Annotated in this window: 21 protein-coding genes; 5 read left to right on the top strand and 16 right to left on the bottom strand. The window is 34.4% G+C overall.

From position 1 onward, the window contains the following. The first annotated feature begins 80 nt into the window (after positions 1-80). Complete coding sequence (locus MHH59_RS11125; RefSeq protein WP_002012659.1) at positions 81-830, top strand: DUF4397 domain-containing protein; 750 nt, start codon at positions 81-83, stop codon at positions 828-830. 33 nt (positions 831-863) lie between these two features. Here the strand turns inward: MHH59_RS11125 and MHH59_RS11120 are convergent, their stop codons facing one another. Further along, a complete protein-coding gene (locus MHH59_RS11120) occupies positions 864-1,982 on the bottom strand; it encodes a BA2291 family sporulation histidine kinase (protein WP_002127244.1) in 1,119 nt (372 codons plus the stop codon). Between the two features lie 254 nt (positions 1,983-2,236). Here MHH59_RS11120 and MHH59_RS11115 point away from each other — a divergent pair, with 254 nt between their 5' ends. Beyond that, positions 2,237-2,629 carry a YueI family protein gene (locus tag MHH59_RS11115; protein ID WP_002085811.1) on the top strand — a complete coding sequence of 131 codons (393 nt, stop codon included), beginning with the start codon at positions 2,237-2,239 and terminating at the stop codon, positions 2,627-2,629. Between the two features lie 120 nt (positions 2,630-2,749). Here the strand turns inward: MHH59_RS11115 and MHH59_RS11110 are convergent, their stop codons facing one another. Further along, the gene (locus MHH59_RS11110; RefSeq protein WP_002085816.1) at positions 2,750-4,174 is read right to left on the bottom strand and encodes an aldehyde dehydrogenase family protein; all 1,425 of its coding nucleotides are present in this window, start codon (positions 4,172-4,174) and stop codon (positions 2,750-2,752) included. 143 nt (positions 4,175-4,317) lie between these two features. Beyond that, the gene (locus tag MHH59_RS11105) at positions 4,318-5,673 is read right to left on the bottom strand and encodes a hemolysin family protein (protein ID WP_002127238.1); all 1,356 of its coding nucleotides are present in this window, start codon (positions 5,671-5,673) and stop codon (positions 4,318-4,320) included. A gap of 363 nt (positions 5,674-6,036) precedes the next feature. Between MHH59_RS11105 and racA the strand changes: the two genes are divergently transcribed. Then, positions 6,037-6,579, top strand: a complete 543-nt coding sequence (gene racA, locus MHH59_RS11100) for a chromosome-anchoring protein RacA (RefSeq protein ID WP_002012665.1) — start codon at positions 6,037-6,039, stop codon at positions 6,577-6,579. 101 nt (positions 6,580-6,680) lie between these two features. Here racA and MHH59_RS11095 read toward each other — a convergent pair whose 3' ends face one another. The 13 genes from MHH59_RS11095 to gntK all read right to left on the bottom strand — a co-directional run bounded on the left by MHH59_RS11095 (position 6,681) and on the right by gntK (position 22,262). Beyond that, complete coding sequence (locus MHH59_RS11095; protein ID WP_002085820.1) at positions 6,681-7,277, bottom strand: hypothetical protein; 597 nt, start codon at positions 7,275-7,277, stop codon at positions 6,681-6,683. Positions 7,278-7,594: 317 nt separating this feature from the next. Continuing rightward, positions 7,595-9,445, bottom strand: a complete 1,851-nt coding sequence (locus MHH59_RS11090) for a hypothetical protein (RefSeq protein WP_340851212.1) — start codon at positions 9,443-9,445, stop codon at positions 7,595-7,597. Next, a complete protein-coding gene (locus MHH59_RS11085) occupies positions 9,435-11,252 on the bottom strand; it encodes an AAA family ATPase (protein WP_215564322.1) in 1,818 nt (605 codons plus the stop codon). Before MHH59_RS11085 ends, MHH59_RS11090 begins: the two co-directional genes overlap by 11 nt. 95 nt (positions 11,253-11,347) lie before the next feature. Beyond that, positions 11,348-11,620 carry a LemA domain protein gene (locus tag MHH59_RS11080; protein ID WP_340851211.1) on the bottom strand — a complete coding sequence of 91 codons (273 nt, stop codon included), beginning with the start codon at positions 11,618-11,620 and terminating at the stop codon, positions 11,348-11,350. 76 nt (positions 11,621-11,696) lie between these two features. After that, positions 11,697-13,124 carry a basic amino acid/polyamine antiporter gene (locus MHH59_RS11075; RefSeq protein WP_340851210.1) on the bottom strand — a complete coding sequence of 476 codons (1,428 nt, stop codon included), beginning with the start codon at positions 13,122-13,124 and terminating at the stop codon, positions 11,697-11,699. Positions 13,125-13,337: 213 nt separating this feature from the next. Continuing rightward, positions 13,338-14,849, bottom strand: a complete 1,512-nt coding sequence (locus tag MHH59_RS11070) for an ABC transporter permease/substrate-binding protein (RefSeq protein WP_002127232.1) — start codon at positions 14,847-14,849, stop codon at positions 13,338-13,340. 3 nt (positions 14,850-14,852) lie between these two features. After that, positions 14,853-15,800, bottom strand: coding sequence for an ABC transporter ATP-binding protein (locus MHH59_RS11065; RefSeq protein WP_033709046.1), 948 nt, complete (start codon positions 15,798-15,800; stop codon positions 14,853-14,855). 102 nt (positions 15,801-15,902) lie between these two features. Beyond that, positions 15,903-16,460, bottom strand: a complete 558-nt coding sequence (locus MHH59_RS11060) for a YdcF family protein (protein ID WP_002127228.1) — start codon at positions 16,458-16,460, stop codon at positions 15,903-15,905. 63 nt (positions 16,461-16,523) lie between these two features. After that, entirely contained in the window at positions 16,524-17,753 is a 1,230-nt protein-coding gene (locus tag MHH59_RS11055; RefSeq protein ID WP_050000713.1) for an MFS transporter, read from the bottom strand. Between the two features lies 1 nt (position 17,754). Next, positions 17,755-18,291: an NADPH-dependent FMN reductase gene (locus MHH59_RS11050; protein ID WP_071745885.1), complete on the bottom strand. Its 537-nt coding sequence runs from the start codon at positions 18,289-18,291 to the stop codon at positions 17,755-17,757. A 153-nt stretch (positions 18,292-18,444) separates the two neighbouring features. Beyond that, entirely contained in the window at positions 18,445-19,341 is an 897-nt protein-coding gene (gnd, locus tag MHH59_RS11045) for a phosphogluconate dehydrogenase (NAD(+)-dependent, decarboxylating) (protein WP_002127226.1), read from the bottom strand. Positions 19,342-19,359: 18 nt separating this feature from the next. Continuing rightward, positions 19,360-20,709 carry a GntP family permease gene (locus tag MHH59_RS11040; RefSeq protein WP_340851208.1) on the bottom strand — a complete coding sequence of 450 codons (1,350 nt, stop codon included), beginning with the start codon at positions 20,707-20,709 and terminating at the stop codon, positions 19,360-19,362. A 14-nt stretch (positions 20,710-20,723) separates the two neighbouring features. Next, a complete protein-coding gene (gene gntK / locus MHH59_RS11035) occupies positions 20,724-22,262 on the bottom strand; it encodes a gluconokinase (protein WP_044441885.1) in 1,539 nt (512 codons plus the stop codon). A gap of 394 nt (positions 22,263-22,656) precedes the next feature. Here gntK and MHH59_RS11030 point away from each other — a divergent pair, with 394 nt between their 5' ends. Beyond that, positions 22,657-23,559: an ABC transporter permease subunit gene (locus MHH59_RS11030; RefSeq protein ID WP_002127222.1), complete on the top strand. Its 903-nt coding sequence runs from the start codon at positions 22,657-22,659 to the stop codon at positions 23,557-23,559. Then, positions 23,556-24,575 (top strand): ABC transporter permease, encoded by a 1,020-nt coding sequence (locus tag MHH59_RS11025; protein WP_002127221.1) that lies wholly within the window; start codon positions 23,556-23,558, stop codon positions 24,573-24,575. Before MHH59_RS11030 ends, MHH59_RS11025 begins: the two co-directional genes overlap by 4 nt. The last annotated feature ends 32 nt before the right edge of the window (positions 24,576-24,607 follow it).

Here is a 24,607-nt window from a genome sequence, read left to right as displayed (position 1 = left end):
CCTTCTAGAAAGGCAAGTTTTTTGCATAACCTCTTTCTAGCTTCGCATATATTTGTAATGATGATAAAGGAGGAATGTTCATGACTCAATCCGAAATTGAAAAATACGGCCAAGAAGCTGCACGTTACGAACAGCTCGCTCGTTACTATCAATATAGCAATCCTAAAAGATATGTAGAACTCTATATGAAATACTATGATGCAATTACAAAACTTGTACAAGCATATGAAAAGAGAGATTCACAAGAAGCGACTTTACCGTCACATATGAGAATCTTCCACACAGCTCCCCATACACCAGCAGTTGATATTATAATAAACGGACAAAAGGTTATTAAAAATATTTCTTTTAAACAATTCAGTCCGTATTTATCATTAGTGCAAGGTAAATACCGTATTGATATTGTCCCTGTCGGAAACGAAACTCCAATATTTTCAGCATTAGTACCAATAATGGGGAATCACACTTATACCCTTGCAGCGGTCAATAGCGATAATCATCTCCAATTACAACCCATTCTTGATAATACTCATTTACCATCTGGTCAAGCAAAAATACGGTTTGCACATTTTTCACCAGACACTCCAGTTGTAAATGTAAATTTAAAAGATGGGGATCATTTATTTGAAAATGTACTCTTTAAGCAAATAACAGATTTTTTACAAGTTAGCCCTGGTACAGCAGATATTGAAGTTTCACTTGCTGATACAAAAAAAGTACTATTAACCATTCCAAAATTCAACGTTGAACCAAATACAATTTACACAATTTCAATAGTTGGTTATTCAACTGAGGATCCAAAATTAGAGACCGTTATACTTACAAATTAAAACAGTCTACACCATTCGCATGGTGTAGACTGTTTACTTTTGAAACGTAATTTGAAATTCTGTCCAATCGTTATCCGAACGACACAATATGGATCCTTTATGTTTTTCTACAATTTGTTTACATACAAATAGTCCAATACCAGTTCCTAGCTTTTTAGTAGTTACAAATGGCTCAAAAATAGTCTCTACATTGTCTGCTGGAATCATAGGTCCATTATTTTTTATAACAATGCGAACAGCCTGATCCTCTTCAAATACATCAATGATAATTTTTCGCTCTTCTTTCACCGATTCAAGAGCATCAATCGAATTCATTAAAATATTTAAAACTACTTGCTTCACTTCACTCCGGTAACCAACGAGTGGAATAGGATACGGCAAATTCTTTTCAATCAAAACATTTGCATTAACTAAACTTGGATATAAGAATTGTATAATATCTTGAAATAAGTCATTTACCAAAAAACGTTCAGATTCATTCCACATTTCTTTTTTCGATACAAGTAAAAATTGCGAAATCCTAAAATTTAATTGATCTAATTCATGTGAAATAATATCTAAATACGATAGATTAGGGTGATCTGTCTTCAATAACTTTACAAATCCCATAATCGAAGTTAGCGGATTACGAAATTCATGCACAAAACTAGCCGACATTTGCCCTAGAATCGTAAGCCTTTCTTTATGTGTTTCATTTATATATTGCTGTTTTTCTTCTAAATTTCTCGATATAATTTCTGAGTATTTTAAAACGGTATAATAAATTAATTTGTCAAAACAAGTATGTATTTTGGCCATAATCGGTTTCAGTTCACGAGCACTTACATCCAATTCGCACATCGCTTCAAAAAGTTCATTTCTTCCCACATTTGCATTGTAAACAAAATCTCCAATATTCGCATCTGCCCCTGCACGCTCAATGGCAATTTTCTCACATAATGGCTGAAGATAATTAATGTCTTTATCTTCCATAATAAGTTCGATAATTAAATCTAATAAATTCGCTCCATTTTGAACTACCTCTTGTTTAAATGGATCTTTTTCGGAAATTATCATTTTGTTTTTCCAGTTCTCTACGAATTGGTGCCTGTTGTTTTTCAAGTGCGAACAAAATACTTCTTTAATATCCTTATCGATTGGAAAAACCTCCATTCCTCCATTTCCATACGACGAATACCCTTTATATTTTGAATATTAACACAAAAAATACATTTCGTTAATAGATTTTTGTCACATTTTGTTAATTTCTGTTGATAAAATTTATTTTTCCTTTCTTATTTAAATAAGTTGTATTCCTATATCCCTTTCCCTTCTCATTTTTTAAATTATTTTCCTGTTCAAAACTACTTTTTTTTTGCATCCTTTTTAATTCTTGCGTACAATAAGAAGTGAAAGGTGTGAAAAATATGGTAAATAAAAATGTGGAAGACTATCTCCAAGAAGGCATATATGGCCAAAAGCAAAACAAACCAGAAGAACGTAATATGTACTTAACTACATTACGTGAGCGTGTAGAAATCGCTTTAACAATCGGTCAAGTAATGCAAAGTAATGTGTATACAGAAGTAACGGGTAACATACGTTCTTCTCAATCATTACAACTATTCCTAAATGGAAGCATTGCTTACCCACATTTATCAAAATACATTAAATTAGCAACTGAAAAAAATATTCCTTTTACAATTGTTCAAAATAAAGGTACTGAAACACCAATCGGTTTAGTACTCTCTCATAGCACTGCTGTAGATAAAGAACATATTTATGTCGAAGATGATATTTTCAAACAAGAAATGAAGTAAAAGGTACACTTGATTAAATGAAATCGTTCCGAGAAACGTAAAACAAACAATAAAAAACGAGTATGGAATCGTAAACATTTCCTGCTCGTTTTTTATTGCGGTGTTTAAGCTCGATCTACTTTATTTTTTAATACACACTAATTTCATTTCTGTCATTTCTTCTATTGCATATTTAATCCCTTCACGGCCTGTGCCACTCTCTTTCACACCGCCATAAGGCATATGATCTACTCTGAACGTTGGAATATCATTAATCATGACACCACCGACTTCTAATTCATCAATTGCACGCATTGCCTTACATAGATTGTTTGTAAATACACCTGCTTGTAATCCATAACGTGAATTATTTACTTGTTCTAAAGCCTCATCAAATTCTTTAAATGTATTTACAGTCATAAGTGGACCAAATACTTCTTGGCACTGAACAGATACATAATCTGGAACATTTGTTAATACCGTTGGTTCAAAAATCCTTGCATCACGTTTGTTACCACCGTATACAACATTAGCTCCTTCCTTAACTGCCTCTTCCACCCATGAATTTATACGTTCTACATCTTTTTTTGAAATAAGTGCTGATACATCTGTTTCTTCATGAAGCGGGTCTCCTACTACAACGTTTTCCATTGCTTTCGTTAATTTTGTAATAAACTCTTCCATTTTGCGTTCATGCACAAAAACACGTTGTACTGAAATACAAACTTGTCCATTATTCACAAACGCGCCCCATTTTACACGTTCAATTATTTCGTCTGTCAATTCAACATCTTCATCAATAATTACTGCAGCGTTCGATCCTAATTCTAACGTCACTCGTTTCAACCCGGCTTTTTCCTTAATTCCAATACCTACTTTCGGACTTCCTGTAAAAGTAATACTAGCAACGTTCTCATCTTTTACTAATGCCTCACCTACAACAGATCCAGGTCCAGAAATTATATTGAAAGCTCCCTTTGGTAAACCAGCTTCTTCAAATAATTCTACCAATGCATACGAAGAAAGTGGCGTTTGGTCGGCAGGCTTTAGCACAATAGTATTTCCAGCCGCAATTGCTGGGCCTACCTTATGTGCTACTAAATTAAGTGGAAAATTAAACGGTGTAATAGCACCAATAACCCCGATTGGTTGTCGAATTGTATAGGCTATACGGCCACCTGCTCCTGGTGCAGCATCTAATGGTAACGTCTCACCATATATTCGCTTCGCTTCTTCAGCTGCAAACTTATATGTTTGAACAGTGCGATCTACTTCTCCCCGTGCAGCACGAATTGGTTTTGCAGCTTCTTTTGCGATAATCTCTGCAAACTCTTCTCTTCTCTCATCCATTTTTTGTGCAACCTTTTCTAAAATAGTTGCACGGTCGTATGCGGATAATTTTTTCATTTCTTTCATTGCATTTTTGGCCGAAACTATTGCTTCCTTAACGTCATCTTCTGTACCTTGCGCAATCTCCGCTAATGTTTCTTCAGAATATGGTGCATACAATGGTTTATACGTCTCTACTGATTTCCATACCCCATTTATATATAAATGTTTTTTCATAGTGGTTCTCCTTCCGAATATATGTATACAATAATACATTTCATTTATTTCACCTAGTGAAAGGTCTGACTTGTGTAATTGTATCATAGCCCTAATACATCAAAAAACATTTTGCTCAAAAAAACTCTGCTACAAAGCAGAGTTTACGAACTAATTTGTTCTTGCAGCGAAATCTTTTTTTCATCTCCTACAATAACAATCGATTCTGAAGGTTTCGTTACTTCTAATCTCTTAATATAGTGTCCATCTAATTTTTTTACGCAAAATTTATAATTTTCAATCTCAATGGTATCACCCTCGGAAATCTCAATATTTTTTGTTAGGATCCAACCGCCAATCGTATCGACATCATCGTCGTCAATAGTCAAACCTAATAATGCGTTCACTTCACTAACAAGTACTTTTCCCTCTAAAATCGTTTTCGTCTCACTAACTTGTTGGATTTCCGGTTGTTCATCAGTATCGAACTCATCTTGAATATCCCCTACAATTTCTTCTAAAATATCTTCAACGGTTACAAGACCTGATGTACCACCATATTCATCAATTAATATAGCGATATGTGTTCTTTCTCTTTGCATTTTTAAAAATAGATCATGAATCGGGATAGATTCAATAACTAAAATAATTGGCCTAATATATTGCTCCACTGTCTTTTCACTAACAACTCGGTGCTTCACAAAATCTGTAAATATATCTTTAAAATTCACAAAGCCTATTACATGGTCCTTATCACCATCAACAACCGGATACCTCGTATATTTTTCATGAGACATTTTTTGTAAAGCCTCTTCAGCAGGCATTTCTTTATTTAAAATATTCATCTCTGTTCGTGGTACCATTATTTCTTTCGCAATACGATCATCAAATTCAAATATTTTATTCACATACTTATATTCAGATTGATTAATCTCACCATTTTTATAACTTTCTGAAACTAACAACCGCAATTCTTCTTCTGAATGCACTTCATCATGCCCTTTTGGTGGTTTCAACCCAAGAAACTTTGTAATTAACCGAGCTGATCCATTTAAAATCCAAATGAATGGGAATGCAATACGATAAAACAAAATGAGTGGCTTAGCAACAAAGAAACTCACTTGTTCTGCTTTTTGAATCGCAAATGTTTTTGGAGCTAACTCTCCTACTACCACATGGAAAAATGTGATAAACAAAAATACTAAAATTATAGCTAAAATGTCTGCGAGTTGAGTAGGGACGTTCCAATTTGCAAACAACACATCAAACATGTGCTTTAGCGCAGGTTTACCAGACCACCCAATCCCAAGAGCTGTAACAGTTATTCCTAATTGACAAGCTGATAAATATTCGTCTAAGTTTGTAATGATTGTTTTGACAGATATTGCACGATTATTTCCTTTTGCAATTAAATAGTCAATTCGTGAACTCCTCACTTTAACAATTGCAAATTCTGCTGCAACGAAAAATGCCGTTAAGGCAATTAAAACAATCACTATACTTATACTATATATGTCCAAATACTTTTCCTTACTTACAGTGTAAGCAAGGAAGCCACCTCCTACTTAAATTTATTCAAGTGAAGTAAGCATTCTTATACTCTAATAAAATTCTACATTAGTAACCACCTTTTTATATATTATATGCATACATAAAAAAGATATTTATAATTATGATAATCTAATTAGCTTATTATCGTCAAACTATAATAAGCCCAATTTTCCGATAACTAAAAATGATTTATATAAATAGTATGTGCTAAACAGCTGAACTTCGTGAAAAAACACTTTCTTTGCCGATTCCACACTTCTTTTGTCACACCTGAAGGGAACTTGCTACATAACTAGAAATCATTCAACAGGATATATATAGGAGGGATTATTTTGGAATATAAAACACCATTTATCGCAAAGAAATTAGGTGTTAGCCCAAAGGCTGTTGTCCGGATTGCACAACAATTAAATCTTACGATTAAAAAAAATAAATATGGTCATTTTATTTTCACACAAGGTGATTTAGATCTAATGTTAGAATACCATCGCTCTCAAATGGACCAGCCTCAAAACTCTCAAACTACTCAAAAACCATCTTCAAATGATGTAGAAAAATTAAAAACTCAAGTAAACACAATTGTTCAAAACACATCATCGAATGATTTTGAGCAATTAACAGCTCAATTTACCACAATTACGAGAAGACTAGATCGAATGGAAGAACAAATGCAAGATAAAGCAAATGATGTCGTTACATACCAACTTTTACAACATCGCCGCGAAATAGAGGAAATGTTAGAACGAATTCAAAAACTAGAAGCTGCCCTAAAAAAAGAAGAACCAATATACATTACTCCTGATGCAAAACCAACATATGAAAGAGAAAAGAAACCGAAGCGTCGTAAAATGATTTTTAGTATATTTGGACTATAATATTTTAGACCCTTATTCTGAGAATAAGGGTCTACTTTTTGTATGAAAACAGATGCCCGTAATAAGTAACTCTTCTTCATACTATACATATTCATATATTTTCATTTTGTTAACATAATATTTTTACTGTATTCTGCAATAAGTGCCTGCGCATGAGCATTCCCTTGAATAATATCACGGAATTCTTTCAAAGAATACAGATGTGTAGCCCCTTTTCGAGCATGAATTCGCACTGGTACACCTTGTAAAGTATCATGAAACTGGAATGGACTATCTATCGGTTCGATTGGAAAACCGAGTGTAAGTAAATACATATACATTCTTTTTGTAACTGCTGCAATATACCATTCCGCTTTCGTCTCTAACGCATGCATAAATAAAATAGCTGCCAGCCTTTTGAAATGTCCTCTCCCCCGAGACGTTTTCGCAATACTTAACTTTCCTATTTCATACACATTTTTCAAATCTTTCACTAAATCATTTTTAGAAAACGGATAGAAAAACTCAGAATTTGATTGTTCAGGTACTGTAAACTTAATACATTCTACTGTACCAATATGATGTTCATCTTCTATTAATAAAAATCGTGATGGATTTAAATTACGTTCTACAAACATTAAGTTTCTTTCTTCACAAAAATCTCCCCACAGTTGCTCGAACCAAAAATGCTCTTCCTTTGTTTGAACACGCTGGAACATATTTAACCGCCTTTCCCATCGCCGCTCTGTTTTTGATAACGCTTTCACTTACTATCATATAAGAACAAATCTTCGTATGCAACTAAAAATATTTATGTCTTATTATATTCTGCAAAATGAATTAAATTCCTACTTATTAGTCATTAATACACATGCAAAACCCCTTAATTCCCCATACTGTTACAAACATAACAAGATTCAATTACTCTAATAAAAAAATGATAATCACTATCAAGTTCGAACCGTATAATGTGTCTTTCCGTACTGCATATAATTCTTCTTAACCTAAAGAAATCCTTCATTAAAAAGGATTTCTTTTACATTTTATTACTTTTTAACCATTTCTCAAAAATTTGAATCATCCCATGCTTCCCAGCCAACTTCTCTTCTCCTTGTTTCGTTTTATATGGATATAGTTGTAAAAACACTCCACATCCAGATTCAATTTTTTTACTATGCATATGGCTACCTGGATATACACAAATCACTTCATAAATCGCTCTTCGCTTAAAAATTCGTTTACCATTCTGTTCTTCTACATACTTAATAGACCAGTATTTATACATTTGCTCCGTTGCTTTCGTATTACCGACAGGCTGAAAAATATTGTACATAGGGCTGTATTTCACTTCGATAATAATAGAAGATTTATATACATACTTCTCTTCTTCCTTTACATAACAATCTAAACGAATATCCGGCTTCTTTGTGTCCTCTCCGTTATAAAAATTACTTCCTTTGCTTAGTGCAATAAGAGGGTGTGTTTCAATTAAATCATTAAACGCGACGTACACTTTTATATCATCTCGATGTAAAATCACTGTCGTTCCATCTTGTAATCCGTCTAAATAAAAATGTTCTTGTATTTGTTCACGAATAGGATTCTTATCTTCAAATCCGATTTGTTCTAATATAGAAATAACGATAAAAAAAGCGTAATACTCATACACTAAAAACGTTGGTTTATATACGAATAATAAAGATGGGGGTTGCTCCGTATGTTGCGGTAACAATTCTAAATGGTGGATTAATTGTTGATGCGGTATAGATAAAGTGTTCGAATTAATGGTAGCTGTTTCAGAAACTTCCCTCCAAAATGGAGAATACAATAAATTTCGAAAGTATTGCACACTTTCATATACGATATGAGCTAATATTTTATATTCTTGTATTTTCACAGAACTTTTCCGTAAATCTGCTTCTTTCAGTAAATGTAGATTTCTATATTTTTGTTTTTCCCTATCCGTCACGGATCCATTTCGTTCAATCGTTTTCATAATTGTTTTAACAGCTTGAAATTCATCTGACTTTTTCTTCTTTTCTCCTTCTAGTATTTCAATAGTTTTACGTACAAAAATTTCTGCTTCAAGTAAATAATAATAGAATTGCATCGTTTTAAATTTAAGAAATGCATTTTCAATACTATTTTTTTGCTCCTTAAATTTACGGTTGTAATATTTCGCATAAAGCTTTCTTTCTGTCATAATGGCAGTTTTTCTCGTTGTCTTCCGCGCTTTCGTTTCCCATTCATATTCGTGTACAAATTCCGCATTCGATTCTACTTTTTTAAAAATTTGTTTTATTCTTTTCATTTTTTGTGGCAACTTTCTTAACAATACCAAATAAGAAGAATCTTCAATATCGCTAAGTGCTAAGAAAGTTTTCTTGTAATAACCTCTATCTAAAATTAACTCGTTTAAAATTGACTTCACATAATCTTGAATCATTTCAAATTGGTCATCAAAAAAGTTTTTAGGAACCACTTGAAACGCACCATAATAAGTTTTATCTTCTATACGCACTTCAAAATGGTATAAGCCACAGCGCCACGGATAAAAAAATTCAGTTTTTCCATGTTCATACACTAATACTCTTTGTTTTTTTTCATTTAATTCATATTGTGACTCTTTTATATTCTTTTGTCCCTCATATACTTTATTCCATATGAATGTAACGTCCATTGGATTTTGATAATGGAAATGTAATTTCAGTGGTTTTAATTCCTGTACTTTATAAATACATTGAACTAATGCTGTAGTAGACGTACAAAGCCGGTTTAAAAGGATAAAATCGCCTTTCCCCTCAGTACCAATAATTAGCTTCAATACAAACGGGAGCGTTTCTTTCGTATCGACGATTGCTGTTTCATAACGCTCCTCATTTTGCATAGCCATACAGCTCCAGTTCTCTACGCTTTTGTCTTATATAAGCTAAAGAATGTTCAAATGTAGATACACGATTTGCAAGCGGAGACTGTAAAAGTGGTATCAATGTCGCTCCCCTTTTTGCTTCTTCAGAAAGTAGAGGGCCCACTGTCATTTCTGTCCCCCTTAATTTCGTTAATACACGCTGCTTTATTTGCAAATCAAAACCTTCTTCCCTGCTAATCATATAAGACTGATTATTTTGGAACGGTATATTTTGCAAATACGTAGCGATTGCGCTTGCACATCGGAAAGAAATTCCTTTTGATATATCGTGTGATGATAATACATCATGTAACTTATCCAATAACTCTAATTCCTCTTCAGTATACACTTCGATCATCTCTTTATTCCTAAACCAATTGAGTCGAAATTCTCCCGTTGTTACTTTCAGCGGAGGTTGCTGAACAACTTTCTCATGTTCTATACTCATCTCGCAAAATGGAATTTTTTGTAATTCAATCAAATTTGTTCGATCTAATAATCGATCGGAAAGCTCTTTCGTCGTTTCATCAAAATTTACAGTGCCTACGAAAATAATATTCTCACCAATTTCCACTGAAGGTGGAATTTGATTTTCTATTTCTTGTACTTTCTCATACAAACTCAAAATACGATTTTTCTTTTCAAGTTGAAGAACGGATAGAAACGGAGTAAACCAATGCTCAATATGTGACATGTTCATTTCATCGAACACAATTATATACAATTGATTTGGATTTTCTTTAGCCTTTAACAATGTCCGAACTAACTTCGTTTCACTTTCAATAAAATTACCATTCGGATGAAGGTAACCGAGAATATCATGTGGTTCTTGATACGATGGTGAAATCGGAATCCAAATTAATTCTTCCCCATAACGTAAACCAAGTGATTCTGCATAAGCTTGCACAAAGCGTGATTTCCCAACACCTGGTATACCACCAACAATTGTTAACATATTGGTTTTAATACTAATGTGAAAATTATATATATCTGTATCATCCAAATATAATCCTTTATTACGAACCATACTTTGTACATACTGCAAAAAAGAGGATTCACGCTCATCCCATTCCCAGTCATCCTTTTGCATTTTAATATCTTCTACTTCAACTAACTTACCTTCTTCAGCAATTCGTTTATTTAGTTGGTCATACACATTTTCACTTACAAAATATAAATGATCATCTACTGCTATTTCTACATGTTTCATCCAATCGTTTATTTCAATATATTTGCATTCTTTTCTTTGCTCAAAATATGAAATTGAACTTATTGATGATTTTAACGATAAATTTCCATATAGCCTTCCTTCATGCCACAATAATTCTGGAGGCTCAAAGTCTTTTGGTAATTTAGGCATAAGAAATGATAAATAACCGTTGCTTAACTTCCGTTCCAAAGACGCTCTCTTTTTATAATTTGAGACCTTTGGTGAAGGAATCACTTTATATGAAGATGCTATTTCCCGAGGCTCTTCTGTGCATATTAATTCCAGAAATAAATTTCCACGATCATAATAAAGACGAAACATAACCAGTTGCTTTTCTAATTTATGCTTCTTTAAATCAGTAAAGATTTTTTCATTCTTTTTATTACTGCATAATCCTTCAAACAAATATTTTCCAGTCGGAAATAACTCTTGTAAAGTTAAAGGTATTGAAGAAAGACATTGTACAAAGAAATTTTCTCCATTCTTCTCCCCCTCAGCTTTTGCAAACTTCCCAATAAACCTCATATAATACATTCGCTTTATAAAACTTGGATGAAGAGCTTTATGTAATTTCAACGTAGTCACCTTCTTTTTTTCATACTATTCTTATTGTATGAACTACAATCTAAAACTAGAAATAAAAAACCTGACGTCATCCGTCAGGTTCAAAATTAAAACGTATATTTATGAGAAGGAAATGCTTTTTTTTCTTGTAAAATGGCATTATGAGCGATTTTCATTTTAGCAAGTACGTACCGTAATCGATCTTCGGCATTTTCATCTTTATTTTGCTGCAAACTCGCCAAATTCTCTACAGAACTCGCTAAATTTTCAATCACGCCTCGAAGTTCAGGATGATGATTAAAAAAAGATTCTTGTACTAATACTTTCCTTAAATCACTAGCTAAATCCATAATTCTAGACAACTGTTCTTTTTCTTCCATTTTCATCCCTCCTGAATATCTTATGTATTAAATATTCTCTAGACAAGGAAAAAAGCCCTTTAAATTAAAAGGACTTTTACATTTTTATAGTTCCTATCAGTAACATATAAAGTGATGTAATAGCTGCAATAACAATTGCCCACATCACATATCGCTCTTTGCCTGCAAAACAACGATTCCCTTTTTCTTTTCTTGCAAACATATACACGAGAATCCCAATACCATATACGATTGAAACAAGCAATAAATTCTTTAAACCAGCTGCATAAATTAACCATACAGAGTATAGGGAAGCAATTAATGCTAACAATCCATTTTTTACTCTCGCAACTTTCAACTCTTTCGTGATGACTAATTTCAATTGAAATAGCGCTGATAATAAGTACGGCAGTAATATAGATGTTGACGCAATAAAATACATAATTTGATATGTCGATTGCGAAAACAGAACGATTATAAATATAGTTTGGGCAACGATATTTGAAATCCACAATGCCATATGCGGCGTTTGTTTCTTATTTGTTTTCGTAAAGACTTTCGGAAACACGCCGTCTTTTCCTGCTACGTGAGAAATTTCAGAAACAAGTAAAAACCAGCCAATTAATGTACCTACAAGTGACGCAACTAATCCAATATTAATTGCCATTGCACCCCATGGCCCAACAACATGTTCTAATACATGTCCCATTGAAGGAGTCTCTAATACTGAAAGTTCTTTTCTTGTCATGGCTCCCATTGACAGAACAGAAATTAAAATATAAATAGACATTACTAAAATAAGTCCAAGTACTGTCGCTTTTCCAACGTCTCTACTATTTTTAGCTCTTCCTGATAATACAACTGCTCCTTCAACCCCAATGAACACCCAAAGGGTTACAAGCATTGTATTTTTCACTTGACCTAGTACAGAGGAAACTGAGATAGTTCCTTCGCCCCAAAAGTCATGTGTAAATGTATCCCAGCGAAACGCTGTTACCATCACGACAATAAATAATAAAATCGGAACTAATTTCCCAATCGTTGCGATAACATTCATAATGGAAGCTTCACGAATTCCAAATAAAATTAGAAAATGCAATGTCCATAATAAAAGTGATGCACCTACGATTGACGCAACATTATTTCCGCCTTTAAAAATTGGGAAGAAGTAACCTAATGTACTAAACAGTAACATAATTGTTGCAACATTCCCTAAAATCCCTGCTAGCCAGTATCCCCAAGCACTGTTAAAACCAATATATTCACCGAATCCAGCTCGTGCATAACTATAAATTCCGCCCTCAAGCTCCGGTTTTTGTCTTGCTAACGTTTGATATACGAGCGCAAGTGGAATCATTCCCATTGCTGTAATACACCAACCAATTATCGTTGCACCACTATTTGCTCCTACTGCTAAATCATGCGGTAAACTAAAAACACCGCCACCAACCATCGTTCCAACTACTAATGCGATTAACGGAAAAAATCCTAACTTCTTTTCTATTTGTACCACCCCATCTGTCATTCTAGGTGTTATGTTCGTTCAACTATTAAAGTCACCTTTTTCTCTAATAGACGTTTCTCTTATATTTTTTCAGGAAAACATTACTTATTCTAAAAGAAAATGAAGAAAAATGGAATACTTTTTTGAAAAAATGTATAAGTATGCACAAAAAAACCGTTCATTTTGTAATGAACGGTCATTTCATATATATAAAATTGTATATTTATTGTAAAATTAACGAAGTAACTTCTCTTTTTGTAAAAATTGTTTTGCGACTTCTTCGCTACTTTTCCCATTCACATTTACTTCATAATTCATTTTTCTCATTTCTTCATCTGTAATCTTTCCAGATAATTCATTTAATACTTTTTCGAGTTCAGGATATTTCTGTAACGTCTCTTTTCTTAATAATGGTGCTCCTTGATAAGGCGGGAATAGTCCTTTATCATCTTTTAGCACTTTAAGCCCATATTGCTCCAATTCACTATCTGTTGAATATGCATCGATTACGTTAACATCTCCCGATTGTATTGCACTATAGCGCAGTTTCGGTTCCATCGTTTTAACATTTGAAAACTTATAGTTATATAATTTTTGCATTCCTTTATAACCATCTTCACGATCAGCAAATTCTAATGTAAATCCTACTTTAGCTTCCTGTGCAATTTTTCCTAAATCAGAAATTGTATTTATGTTATTTTGATCTGCTATTTTTTTCGGCATGGCTAGTGCGTATGTATTGTTATACTCCATTGGCTTTAACATAACCATATTATATTTCTTTTCCATTCCAATACGAGCTTGTTCATATACTTCATCACGATTTGTACTTTTCGGTTCTTCTTTCACGAAAGTAGATAAAGCTGTACCTGAAAATTCTGGGTATATATCTACTTCACCTGATTTTAACGCTTCGAATACAAATGCTGTTTTTCCAAGGCCTGGCTTTAATTCCACTTGTAAATCTGTATCCTGTTCAATAAGTTGCTTGTACATTTGAATTAATATTTCTGGTTCAGATCCAAGTTTACCAGCAATAACTATGTCTTTCTTTTCGGTATTCCAAAGAAATGGAGCAGCTATCATTACTACAACTATACATATCGTCAATATAACGCGCTTAGAAGAGCGTTTCGGGCTCTCAAGTATGCGAAGTACTATATCAAAGAATAAAGCGAGTAACGCAGCTGGTACGGCCCCTAAAATGATAAGCGCATGGTCATTTCGATCTATACCTAATAATATGAGCTTACCGAGCCCACCAGCGCCTATTAAAGCAGCTAATGTAGCCGTTCCAACAATTAATACCATCGCTGTACGAATACCAGCCATAATAATTGGCAATGCGAGCGGAAGCTCTACCTTCCATAATCTTTTCCAGCTATTCATCCCCATAGCTCTCGCCGCTTCTATAAGTGATTCATCTAATTCCCGTATTCCTGTATATGTATTTCGTAAAATAGGTAATAGTGCATACACAACTAATGCGATTATAGCTGGCAGTTTTCCAATTCCTACTAACGGAATTAATAGTCCAAGTAAAGCAAGTGAGGGCACTGTCTGCATAACAGCAGAAGTCCCTATAATAAATTCAGCCATTCGTTCTTTTCTCGTTAATATAATGCCGAGCGGCACTGCAATAATTACTGCAAAAAATAGTGAAATAAGCGATATTTGTAAATGCTCACTTAATGCACTTAGCAATTCTACTTTTCGTTCTTGGAACGTTTGAATAAAATCAGTCACTGTTTAGCCTCTTTCCTTCATTTGTTCAACAATGTAATTGACAATATGACGACTTGTTAACGCTCCAACATATTGACCATGCTCTTCAACCGGCACTGACTCTTCAGTTTGTAAGCGGACTAGTGCTTCTTGTAATGACGAATGTAAAGATAAAGCATTCCCTTCAACTCGTATACCCTCGTCTAGCGGCAATACCTCTTCTATACTCTTCCCCTCATACCAAGGTCGTCCACGATTTCCAATGAACTCCTCTACAAACTCATTTTTCGGGTTATGTATAATTCCTTCTGGTGTATCTAATTGAACAACTTTTCCTTCTTTCATTACACAAATACGATCACCAAGTGATAAAGCCTCTTGCATATCGTGCGTTACAAACACGATTGTTTTTTGAATCTTTTTTTGCAGTTGTACGATATCCTTCTGAAGCTGCTCCCTACTTAACGGATCTAACGCACTAAATGGTTCGTCCATAAGTACAATTTTCGGGTTTGCGGCTAATGCCCGTACGACACCAACACGTTGTTTCTGTCCTCCCGACAATTCATCTGGCATGCGATCACGATATACATCTGGATCGAGCCCAACCATCTGTAGCAAGTCATCGACACGTGCTTTTATTTCCTTTTTGGTCCATTTTCTCATTTCAGGGACAACTGCAATATTTTCAGCAATTGTCATATGTGGAAACAGCGCAATCTGCTGCAACACGTACCCTATATTCCAACGTAGTTCGTTTATGTTATATTGTTGAATATCTTTTCCATCGATTAAAATTGATCCTTCCGTCGTTTCAATTAAACGGTTAATCATCTTCATTGTCGTTGTTTTCCCGCAACCACTCGGACCAATGAGAACAAAAAATTCTCCTTTTTTAATTTCTAAATGTAATGAATCCACTGCTTTTGTGCCATCTTCATACGCTTTTGACACATGATTAAATTGAATCACAGACACAACTCCTTTCATGTTGTTTCCTTTATTTTGATGGAATATAGCATTCATTTCAAATGATACGCTTTATTATACAAAAAAAGAGCTCTCATTTGAGCTCTAACGGTCGAACAATATTGTTTTCATAATTGCAGCATATTCACGCACATACGCTTTTTTCTTAGAGCGTCTCGGTGTTTCAGCAGCCAAAGCTTCCATCTTTATCCCTAAACGCTTTGCAATTATTTTCGTTCGATATAAATGATACGTATTACTTACAACTACCGCATGCTTTACATCATATAAATCCATACTAAACTTTAAATTTTCATACGTATTTGTAGAGCGGTCTTCAATTAAAATACGATTCTCATCTATACCATGTACCATTAAATAGTTTCTCATACTGTGAGCTTCCGGTATATCTTCATCTTCCCCTTGACCACCTGAAACAATTACTTTCACCTCAGGGTGAGCATGTAAATATTCCAACGCTATATCCAAACGATTTTGAAGAGATAAAGACGGTCTATCTCCAAATAACTTTGCACCTAATATAAGAACGTATGGAGAGTGATTACTCAATGTTTCACGAGCAACTTTATTCATTCGAAACGTCATATAAATGATGTATAGCGGCGGTAGTAATAAGATTATAAGCAATATCCATTTGTTCATAAATAAGTTAACACTCCCTTTCTTTTTATTATATAGAAAAAGAAAAGGAGGCAGAAGTATTTTTTAAACAATTGATTTATTAGACACATCCGCTTCCGTTTTACGTTTTGAAATTACATAATAAAAAGCAATCCCTAATGATAGGATCAATATACAGCTCAGTACATAAAACGGGATCATCACCCCTGCTTTAGATACGCCTGCCGTAAACAACATTAATAATACAATTCGAATTCCTGTACCAATTAATCGAAATAAGCTGTCCACACGTCCCATTACTTCATTTGGAATTTCTTCCATCATCAATACATTTCTCGCCACTCTCGTTCCAGCATTTCCAATCGCATGAAAAATCGCTAGTCCATATAATAACATAATGGAAGGCTCAATAATCATTACGGTAATTGAAATTACATAAATGAACATCGTCATAACGATTGAAACTTCTGTTTTGACATATTTCATCATGATTGGAATACTTATTCCTGCAAGAACCGCTCCGACACCGTACATCATACCTTCAATTGCGTATACAGAGGCACTAGCTTTGAGTATATCTGAAATATATACTGGGATTAAATAATTTGCCATCATGACACCGATAAACGGCATATAAGTCGCGAGTAAAAACCAAAATAACTTAGGGCGCTTTTTCATAAAGTGAATTCCTTCGAACAATTGCTTCTTAAAGGTTACTTTCCCTTTTACTTCTTTTTTCTTTACATATGGTATACATAAGAACAGGAAAAATGCTCCTGCAAAAGTTAACATATCCACTAACAAGATCCATTTCAAAGAAATAATCTCAATTAAAAAGCTAGCAGCTGCACCTGAAATAACTTGCGTTAATTGTCCTTGTATTTCCATCGTGCCACTTAAACTTTTATAATGCTCTGATTGAAATATTTCTTGGTTAAATGCAAATATTGTGGGATAGAATAATAGATAATAGAAAGAACCTGCTATATAAATAATAATGTAATGAATAGAATTGTATGATTGCCCAGCAAATCCCCAAATAGCCATCATTCCTATAATGGCTATCCCGATACCTTCGTTACATAACAATAAAGATTTTCTTGAAAAACGATCTATGCTTTGCCCAATGAATGGTGTTAGTAAAAACATGATGAGAGTTGCAACGATAGAAATATACCCAAACGTTGTCTCTCCCCCACTTTCCTTAATCAATAGCCACGGAATCGTTATCATAACAATCCCAGAGCCAATAGCAGATAAACTATTGGCTCCTAGAATGTAGTACAAGCGAGAATCATAATAAAGAGAGGACATATCACTCAACTCCTAGTTGTTTTTTCACCTCTTTATATACGCTCATATATGCTTTTAATTCTTTAACTAAATCATGAATTAATGGTTTTGCATCTTCTCCCAGTTCACCATCTTGCACATGTAATCCATCAAGTACTACTTGTTTTGGGATTGCATTTGCGTAAACGCCTCTAGCGACAGTGCGCATACTATTTAATGCGTTTATTCCCCCTTTACCTCCTCCAGCAACTGCTAGCAATGCGACAGGTTTATGGATGAATTCACTGCTACTTAAGTAGTCTAACGAATTTTTCAGCGCTCCGCTCATCGCGTTATGATATTCTGGTGTACATAGTACTACGCCATCCGCAGCTTTCACTAAAGCTTTTAATTTTTTTACTGCCTCTAATTCACGTTGTGATTCTTCTCCATTATATAAAGGCAATTCCGCTACTGCTAAATCGTATAACTCCCCTTCAAATTGCTCTGCAATATATTTTGCCACAACGCGAGTTCTACCGAATTTTCTTGGTGTACCGTTAATAACGACTAGTTTCATAATTATTTCTCCCCTTTGTTTTCAAGTTATATTTATATATTATCAGAAATTTCTATACAAAACACAGTAAAAAGAGGGAAAAACTTTCATTAAATAGTATGAGAAATAAAAAAAACTCATACTTTCGTATGAGTTTCACAAAACTAATATTTCCTATTTTTTCACAACCTCATGTCCACCGAATTGATTACGAAGTGCAGAAACCACTTTTCCGTGGAATGTATCATCTTCTTGTGAACGGTAGCGCATAAATAATGACATAGCGATAACTGGTGCCGCTGCTTGTAATTCAAGCGCAGTTTCAACAGTCCATTTCCCTTCTCCTGAAGAGTTCATTACACCTTTAATGCCATCAAGTTTTGGATCATCTGCAAATGCTTTTTCAGTTAAGTCCATTAACCAACCACGGATAACTGATCCGTTCGCCCATACTTTTGCAACATCTTCATAATTGAAATCAAAATCACTTTTATCTAGTACTTCAAATCCTTCAGCGATTGCTTGCATCATTCCGTATTCAATACCGTTATGAACCATTTTTAAGAAATGCCCACTACCGACGCGGCCTGCATATGAATAACCATTTTCTACTGCTAAATCTTTAAATAAAGGTTCTAGTTGATCATAAATTTCTTTTTCTCCACCAACCATTAAGCAAGCACCGTATCTAGCTCCTTCCACACCGCCTGATGTACCGATATCTACATAATGTAAACCAAAGCTTTTCGCTTCTTCAGCACGGCGTAACGTATCCTTATAGAATGAATTTCCGCCTTCAATAACGATATCGCCTTCCTCTAATAATGGATATACATCTTTTAGTACTGACTCGACAACTTCTCCTGCAGGTACCATTACCCAAATTGTACGAGGTGCTTCTAGTTCAGCAATCATTTCTTTTAACGTATGACGGGCAGTAATCCCTAATTCCCCTGCCTTTTCAACAAGCTCATTATTTACATCGTATACAACTACTTCATGCTTGTCTTCATGTAAGTGTTCAGCTAATGGGAATCCCATTTTTCCTAATCCAATTAAACCTAGTTTCATATTAATCAATCTCCCATTCTATACAAATATATTTAATAACGAAATTAGCCCAAGTGCTACAACAGATAATATTGTCTCCATTGCAGTCCATGTTAATAATGTTTCTTTCACAGTCATTCCGAAATACTCTTTAATCATCCAAAATCCTGAATCATTTACATGCGATAAAATTAATGACCCTGCTCCTGTTGCAAGTGCCAGTAACTCTACATTTACTCCTGGTGCACTTGCTGCAATCGGTGCTACAATTCCAGCTGCTGTCATCATAGAAACAGTAGCCGATCCCGTTGCAACTCGGATAAGTGCAGCAATTCCCCAACCTAATAATATCGGTGAAATATGCGATTCTTTCGCCATCTCCGCAATTGTAGTTCCAATCCCAGAATCTAATAACACTTTATTAAATGCGCCCCCTGCACCGATAACTAACAGTATGTTTGCAATCGGCCCTAAGCAATCGTTTGTAAATTGTAAGACTTTGTCTTTAGAAAATCCTTTTGCATAGCCAAGACTAAAGAAAGAATATATCGTTGCAATTAATAATGCGACTATTGGATCTCCAATAAAGTGCAATACTTGTGCAAGTTGACTCGTTTTGCTTAACGCTACTTCCGCAATGGATGCACCAAGCATAAGAAATACTGGAAGTAAAATAGTAAACAATGTATTTCCGAAACTAGGAAGTTCCTTCTTCTTATCTCTTTCAATAAATTGCTCCGCTATTTCTAATGGTACTTCTTTATGTATACGAGCACCGATCCATTTCCCATAAAGCGGACCTGAAATTATTGCAGTTGGAAGTCCGACAATTAATGCATATAAAATTGTCTTCCCTACATCTGCTTTAAATATACCTACCGCTGCCATTGCTGCTGGATGCGGTGGAACAAGTCCGTGTACAACCGAAAGACCTGCTACTAGCGGAATTCCGATTGTAATAAGTGATACCCCTGTTTCTAACGCAATTGTAAATACTAACGGAATTAATAGTACAAATCCAACTTGGAAAAACACCGGAATCCCTACTAAAAATGCAACGAACATCATTGCCCAGTGAACACGCTTTTTCCCAAAACGTCCAATTAATGTGTTTGCAATTCGTTCAGCACCGCCAGACTCAGCCATCATTTTTCCAAGCATTGTTCCTAAAGCTAAAACAATCGCTAAAAACCCTAACGTATTACCAAGACCTAATTTAATAGAATCGATAATCCCCGGATGTTGTGGTGAAGTTCCAATTAAGGGCATCCCCATTGCTAGCCCAACTCCGATTGCTGTTAAAATTAACGCGACAAATGGATGCCATTTTACTACCGTAATTAGTAAAAGTAATATAACAACAGCCGCTAGTACGATCCCAACTACCATTTCTCCCAATCCCCCTATTGTTTACGTTGGAAAGCAGCTATACAATCAAATTCTTCTTTCAAACGATTGTAAAGTCGTTCATACATATAAAACATCTCTAAATATAAAGCCGTATTTTCTTTATTCGGTACATGGTGATGGACAATATCAATCCAATCCTTCACCTCTTCAAGAGAATCAATTTTCCCGATTGCATACAAAGCAAGTGCTGCTGCCCCAAGCGCAGATGCTTCATGACTTTCTGGAACAAGCAATTCTTTCCCCATCATGTCAGATAACATTTGTCTCCAAAATGCAGATTTCGCAAAGCCTCCTGAAACACGTATTTCAGTAAGTGGCCCTGTACAATCTCGAATGGCAAGTGCTACTGAATACACACTCATACAAACACCTTCCATAACTGCTCGTATGAAATGTTCACGTTTATGCTGAAGGTTTATCCCGAAGAATGTACCTCGAGCATTTGCATTCCAGTAGGGTGCACGTTCTCCAGATAGAAACGGTAAAAATAGTAATCCATCTGCTCCAGCTGGTACACTTTCTGCATACTTAATTAATAAATCATAAGGATCAATTCCAAGCTTTCTTGCTACCTCTTGCTCTGGGCTACCAAATTCATCACGTAACCATCTAAGTAATATTCCACCGTTATTCGTTGGTCCGCCGATCACCCAGTGCTCATCTGTTAATGCGTAACAAAAAGTTCTTCCTTTTTCATCTGTATTAACACTCGATGAAATTGTTCGAACCGCACCACTTGTCCCGATCGTAATTGCAGCTGAGCCAGGTGATATTGCACCGACACCTACATTTGCAAGAACACCATCACTTGCACCAATAACAACTGGAGTATCCTCACTAATACCCATCTTTTGTGCTAATTCCGGCTTCATTCCCGATAAAATATATGTAGTTGGTACAGGTGTTGATAATTGTTCTGGTGACATATTTAACATAGTTAAAACATCTTCATCCCAGTTTAATGTTTTTAAATTAAATAACCCTGTAGCAGATGCGATAGAATAATCAACTACATAGCGTGAAAATAATTGATAAATGACATACTCTTTAATGGAAATAAATTTATGAGCAGTTCTGAATAACTCCGTTTCTTCTTCTTTCATCCACAATAATTTAGAAAGTGGTGACATCGGATGAATCGGTGTACCAGTTCTTCTATAAATGTCATGACCATTCATTTGTTGTAATAGTTTTTCTGATTGCTTTGTGCTTCTATTATCTGCCCAAATAATAGAGCGCGTTAACGGCGCACCGTTTTCATCTACAGCAATTAAGGCATGCATCGCTGTACTAATCCCGATAGAAGAAATATCTTCCGGTGACACATTACCCTTTTCAATGGCAACGCTTACAGTTTTATATACAGCAGCACATATTACATCAGGATCTTGCTCAGCCCATCCGACCTTCGGTTGAATAATTGGATAATCAATTGCATGTGAAGCAACGACTTTTCCTTTTTCAGTGAATACAACCGTTTTCGTACTTGTGGTACCGATGTCAACCCCGATTACTCTCCCCCTTGTTTCCATGCGAACCTTCCCTTCGTTTCTAGCAAAATACGATCTAGTAAACCGTTTACATGAATTAGTATATAAAATATTTTTTCATAAATCAAGTTATGAAAAGAAAATTTTTTTCAAACCAAAATGTACCTCTCATCTTCTTAATCATTCTCTTTATCTTTTTTAAATAACCTTTTTAATTTATCAAACATTCTTTCCCCTCCACCTAAAGATAATAATATATAAGTTCTCGTTTTCTTAGCTTGATGGACATAGGGCGTGGCTCCCTACTATCACTTTTTTACCTTGTAAATATATGTCCCATACTATAAAATCTAATAGTATTTATATTTTTCTGAAAAATCAAAACAAAATATGAATTTTATTGTATAATGTTGTAAAAAGATGTCGGAGGGATTTAATGTTATATAAAATATCTCAATTCACAATAAAACTTTCATCAATTCTTTTATCACTCTTACTATTACTAAATTTACCTTATTTATTTATCACTCAACAGGGATTCACTTTTCAACCAATTCATTTTTTTAATCAGATCGTTACTATGTTAAAACAGGTTTTCTCCCCTGAATCATTAGTAGTTATAGGATCAGACCCGAAATTTGGTCATTTCAAAAAGACACCATTATTTCCAACTGTTTTAGAACCCTACCTATATTCATTTACTGTATTATTTATAGCCTTTTTGCTTGCACTCTTTCTATCATCTAGTATGGCATTTTTTTATTTTTTAGCAAAAGATTATATAAAAAAATGGATAAACCGAATTGTGTTCATATTAGAAGCTGTCCCTGATATGATGATGATGATTTGTTTGCAAATATTTTTCATATGGGTACTTCAGAAATTCGGGGAATCTCCTGTCACCATTATTTCTTTTAATGAAAATCGAGCTTATTTACTCCCTATTTTATCTTTAGCAGTCTTACCTACATTACAAATGTTTCGGATGATGGTGTTATACATAAAAGAAGAACATGAAAAACATTACGTAGAGGTTGCATATGGAAAAGGACTTTCATCAAGTTATATACTATGCATTCATTTATTCAAAAATATATCTATCCACTTCTTTCACCATTTAAAAACGATTTTTGTTTTCTTACTTTCTAACTTATTCATTTTAGAATTTGTTTTTAATATGGAAGGCATTATTCAATTTTTATTTAAGAAGGCGTTTATATCACCTCCAGCTGCATTTATCATACTTGTTATGATTATTTTACCGTTTTATGCCATTTTTCAAATAATCTCATTCATGATGAATAGATGGCAAAAGCAATTGAAAGGAGCAGCATTATGAAATCTATTTGGAAATCAAAACGATTTTTAATCGGGTTTACTTATCTATTCATACTTGTTTCAGCTAGTTTTATTTATAGTTGGTTCTTTAAAGATAACATCCCAAAACCTCCTCAGTTACTTTACAATGACAATAACGAATTACTTGGAAAGGCCCCCTTTTCGCCATCGTTAATGCCACCTTTTGGATCTGATCGTTTTGGAGAGTCTGTTTTCTTACAAATTGTAGAAGGAGCAAAATTCACCATTTTATTAGCCGTGGCAATTAGCTTCTTTCGAATTTTATGCGGAACATGTATAGGAATCCTCTTAAGTTTATACGCTCCAAGATTCAAGAGATTTTTCCAGGCATGCTCAGAAGTTTTTTATTATATCCCAACTCTATTTATCGCATTCATACTCATCACGCCCGTTAATATTGTAATTACATCAAATGCTGATAGATTAGATCCAAATATTTCATTTACGTTTTATCAAGTTCTCGTACTTATTTTCGTCGCTCTACCTACACTTTCTTTATATATCTCCTCTGAGGTTGATGAATTTATGAAACGAGATTACATTTTAAGTTCACAATTACTGGGTGCTAGCCGTTTTCATATTATCAAAAAACATTTACGAGTCTTATTACTTGATCGCTTATTTGTGTTATTCATGGAACATATCGTCCAAGCACTCATACTCGTTATCCATTTAGCGTTGCTTAACATTGTAATTGGCGGGATACAAATGCGGGAACTCTATGACGGAGTACCCAAACCTGTTTCTCTATCTAATGATTGGGCAGGTCTTATTGGATTAAATCGTTATGAAATGCATCTTTCATGGTGGATTATTTTTTATACTCTCGTTTCATTCTTTATTACGATTCTTTTTATTAAGCTTATGACAATCGGGATTCAAGATGCACTGAAAGCAAGAGATTCGCAAGTTGTAGCAATTCAAACCGTTCCAGATCATAAAAAATTTGTTAAAAATAAAGATTCTTTTTCGTTTGCAAATAAAGTGAACTTTTAATCATGTCTCATCAATCAAATATTAATTGGCAT

Source organism: Bacillus sp. FSL E2-0195 (assembly GCF_038003645.1).
GTDB classification, from domain to species: Bacteria; Bacillota; Bacilli; order Bacillales; family Bacillaceae_G; genus Bacillus_A; species Bacillus_A mycoides.
This window is presented reverse-complemented; position numbering and strand designations above follow the sequence as displayed.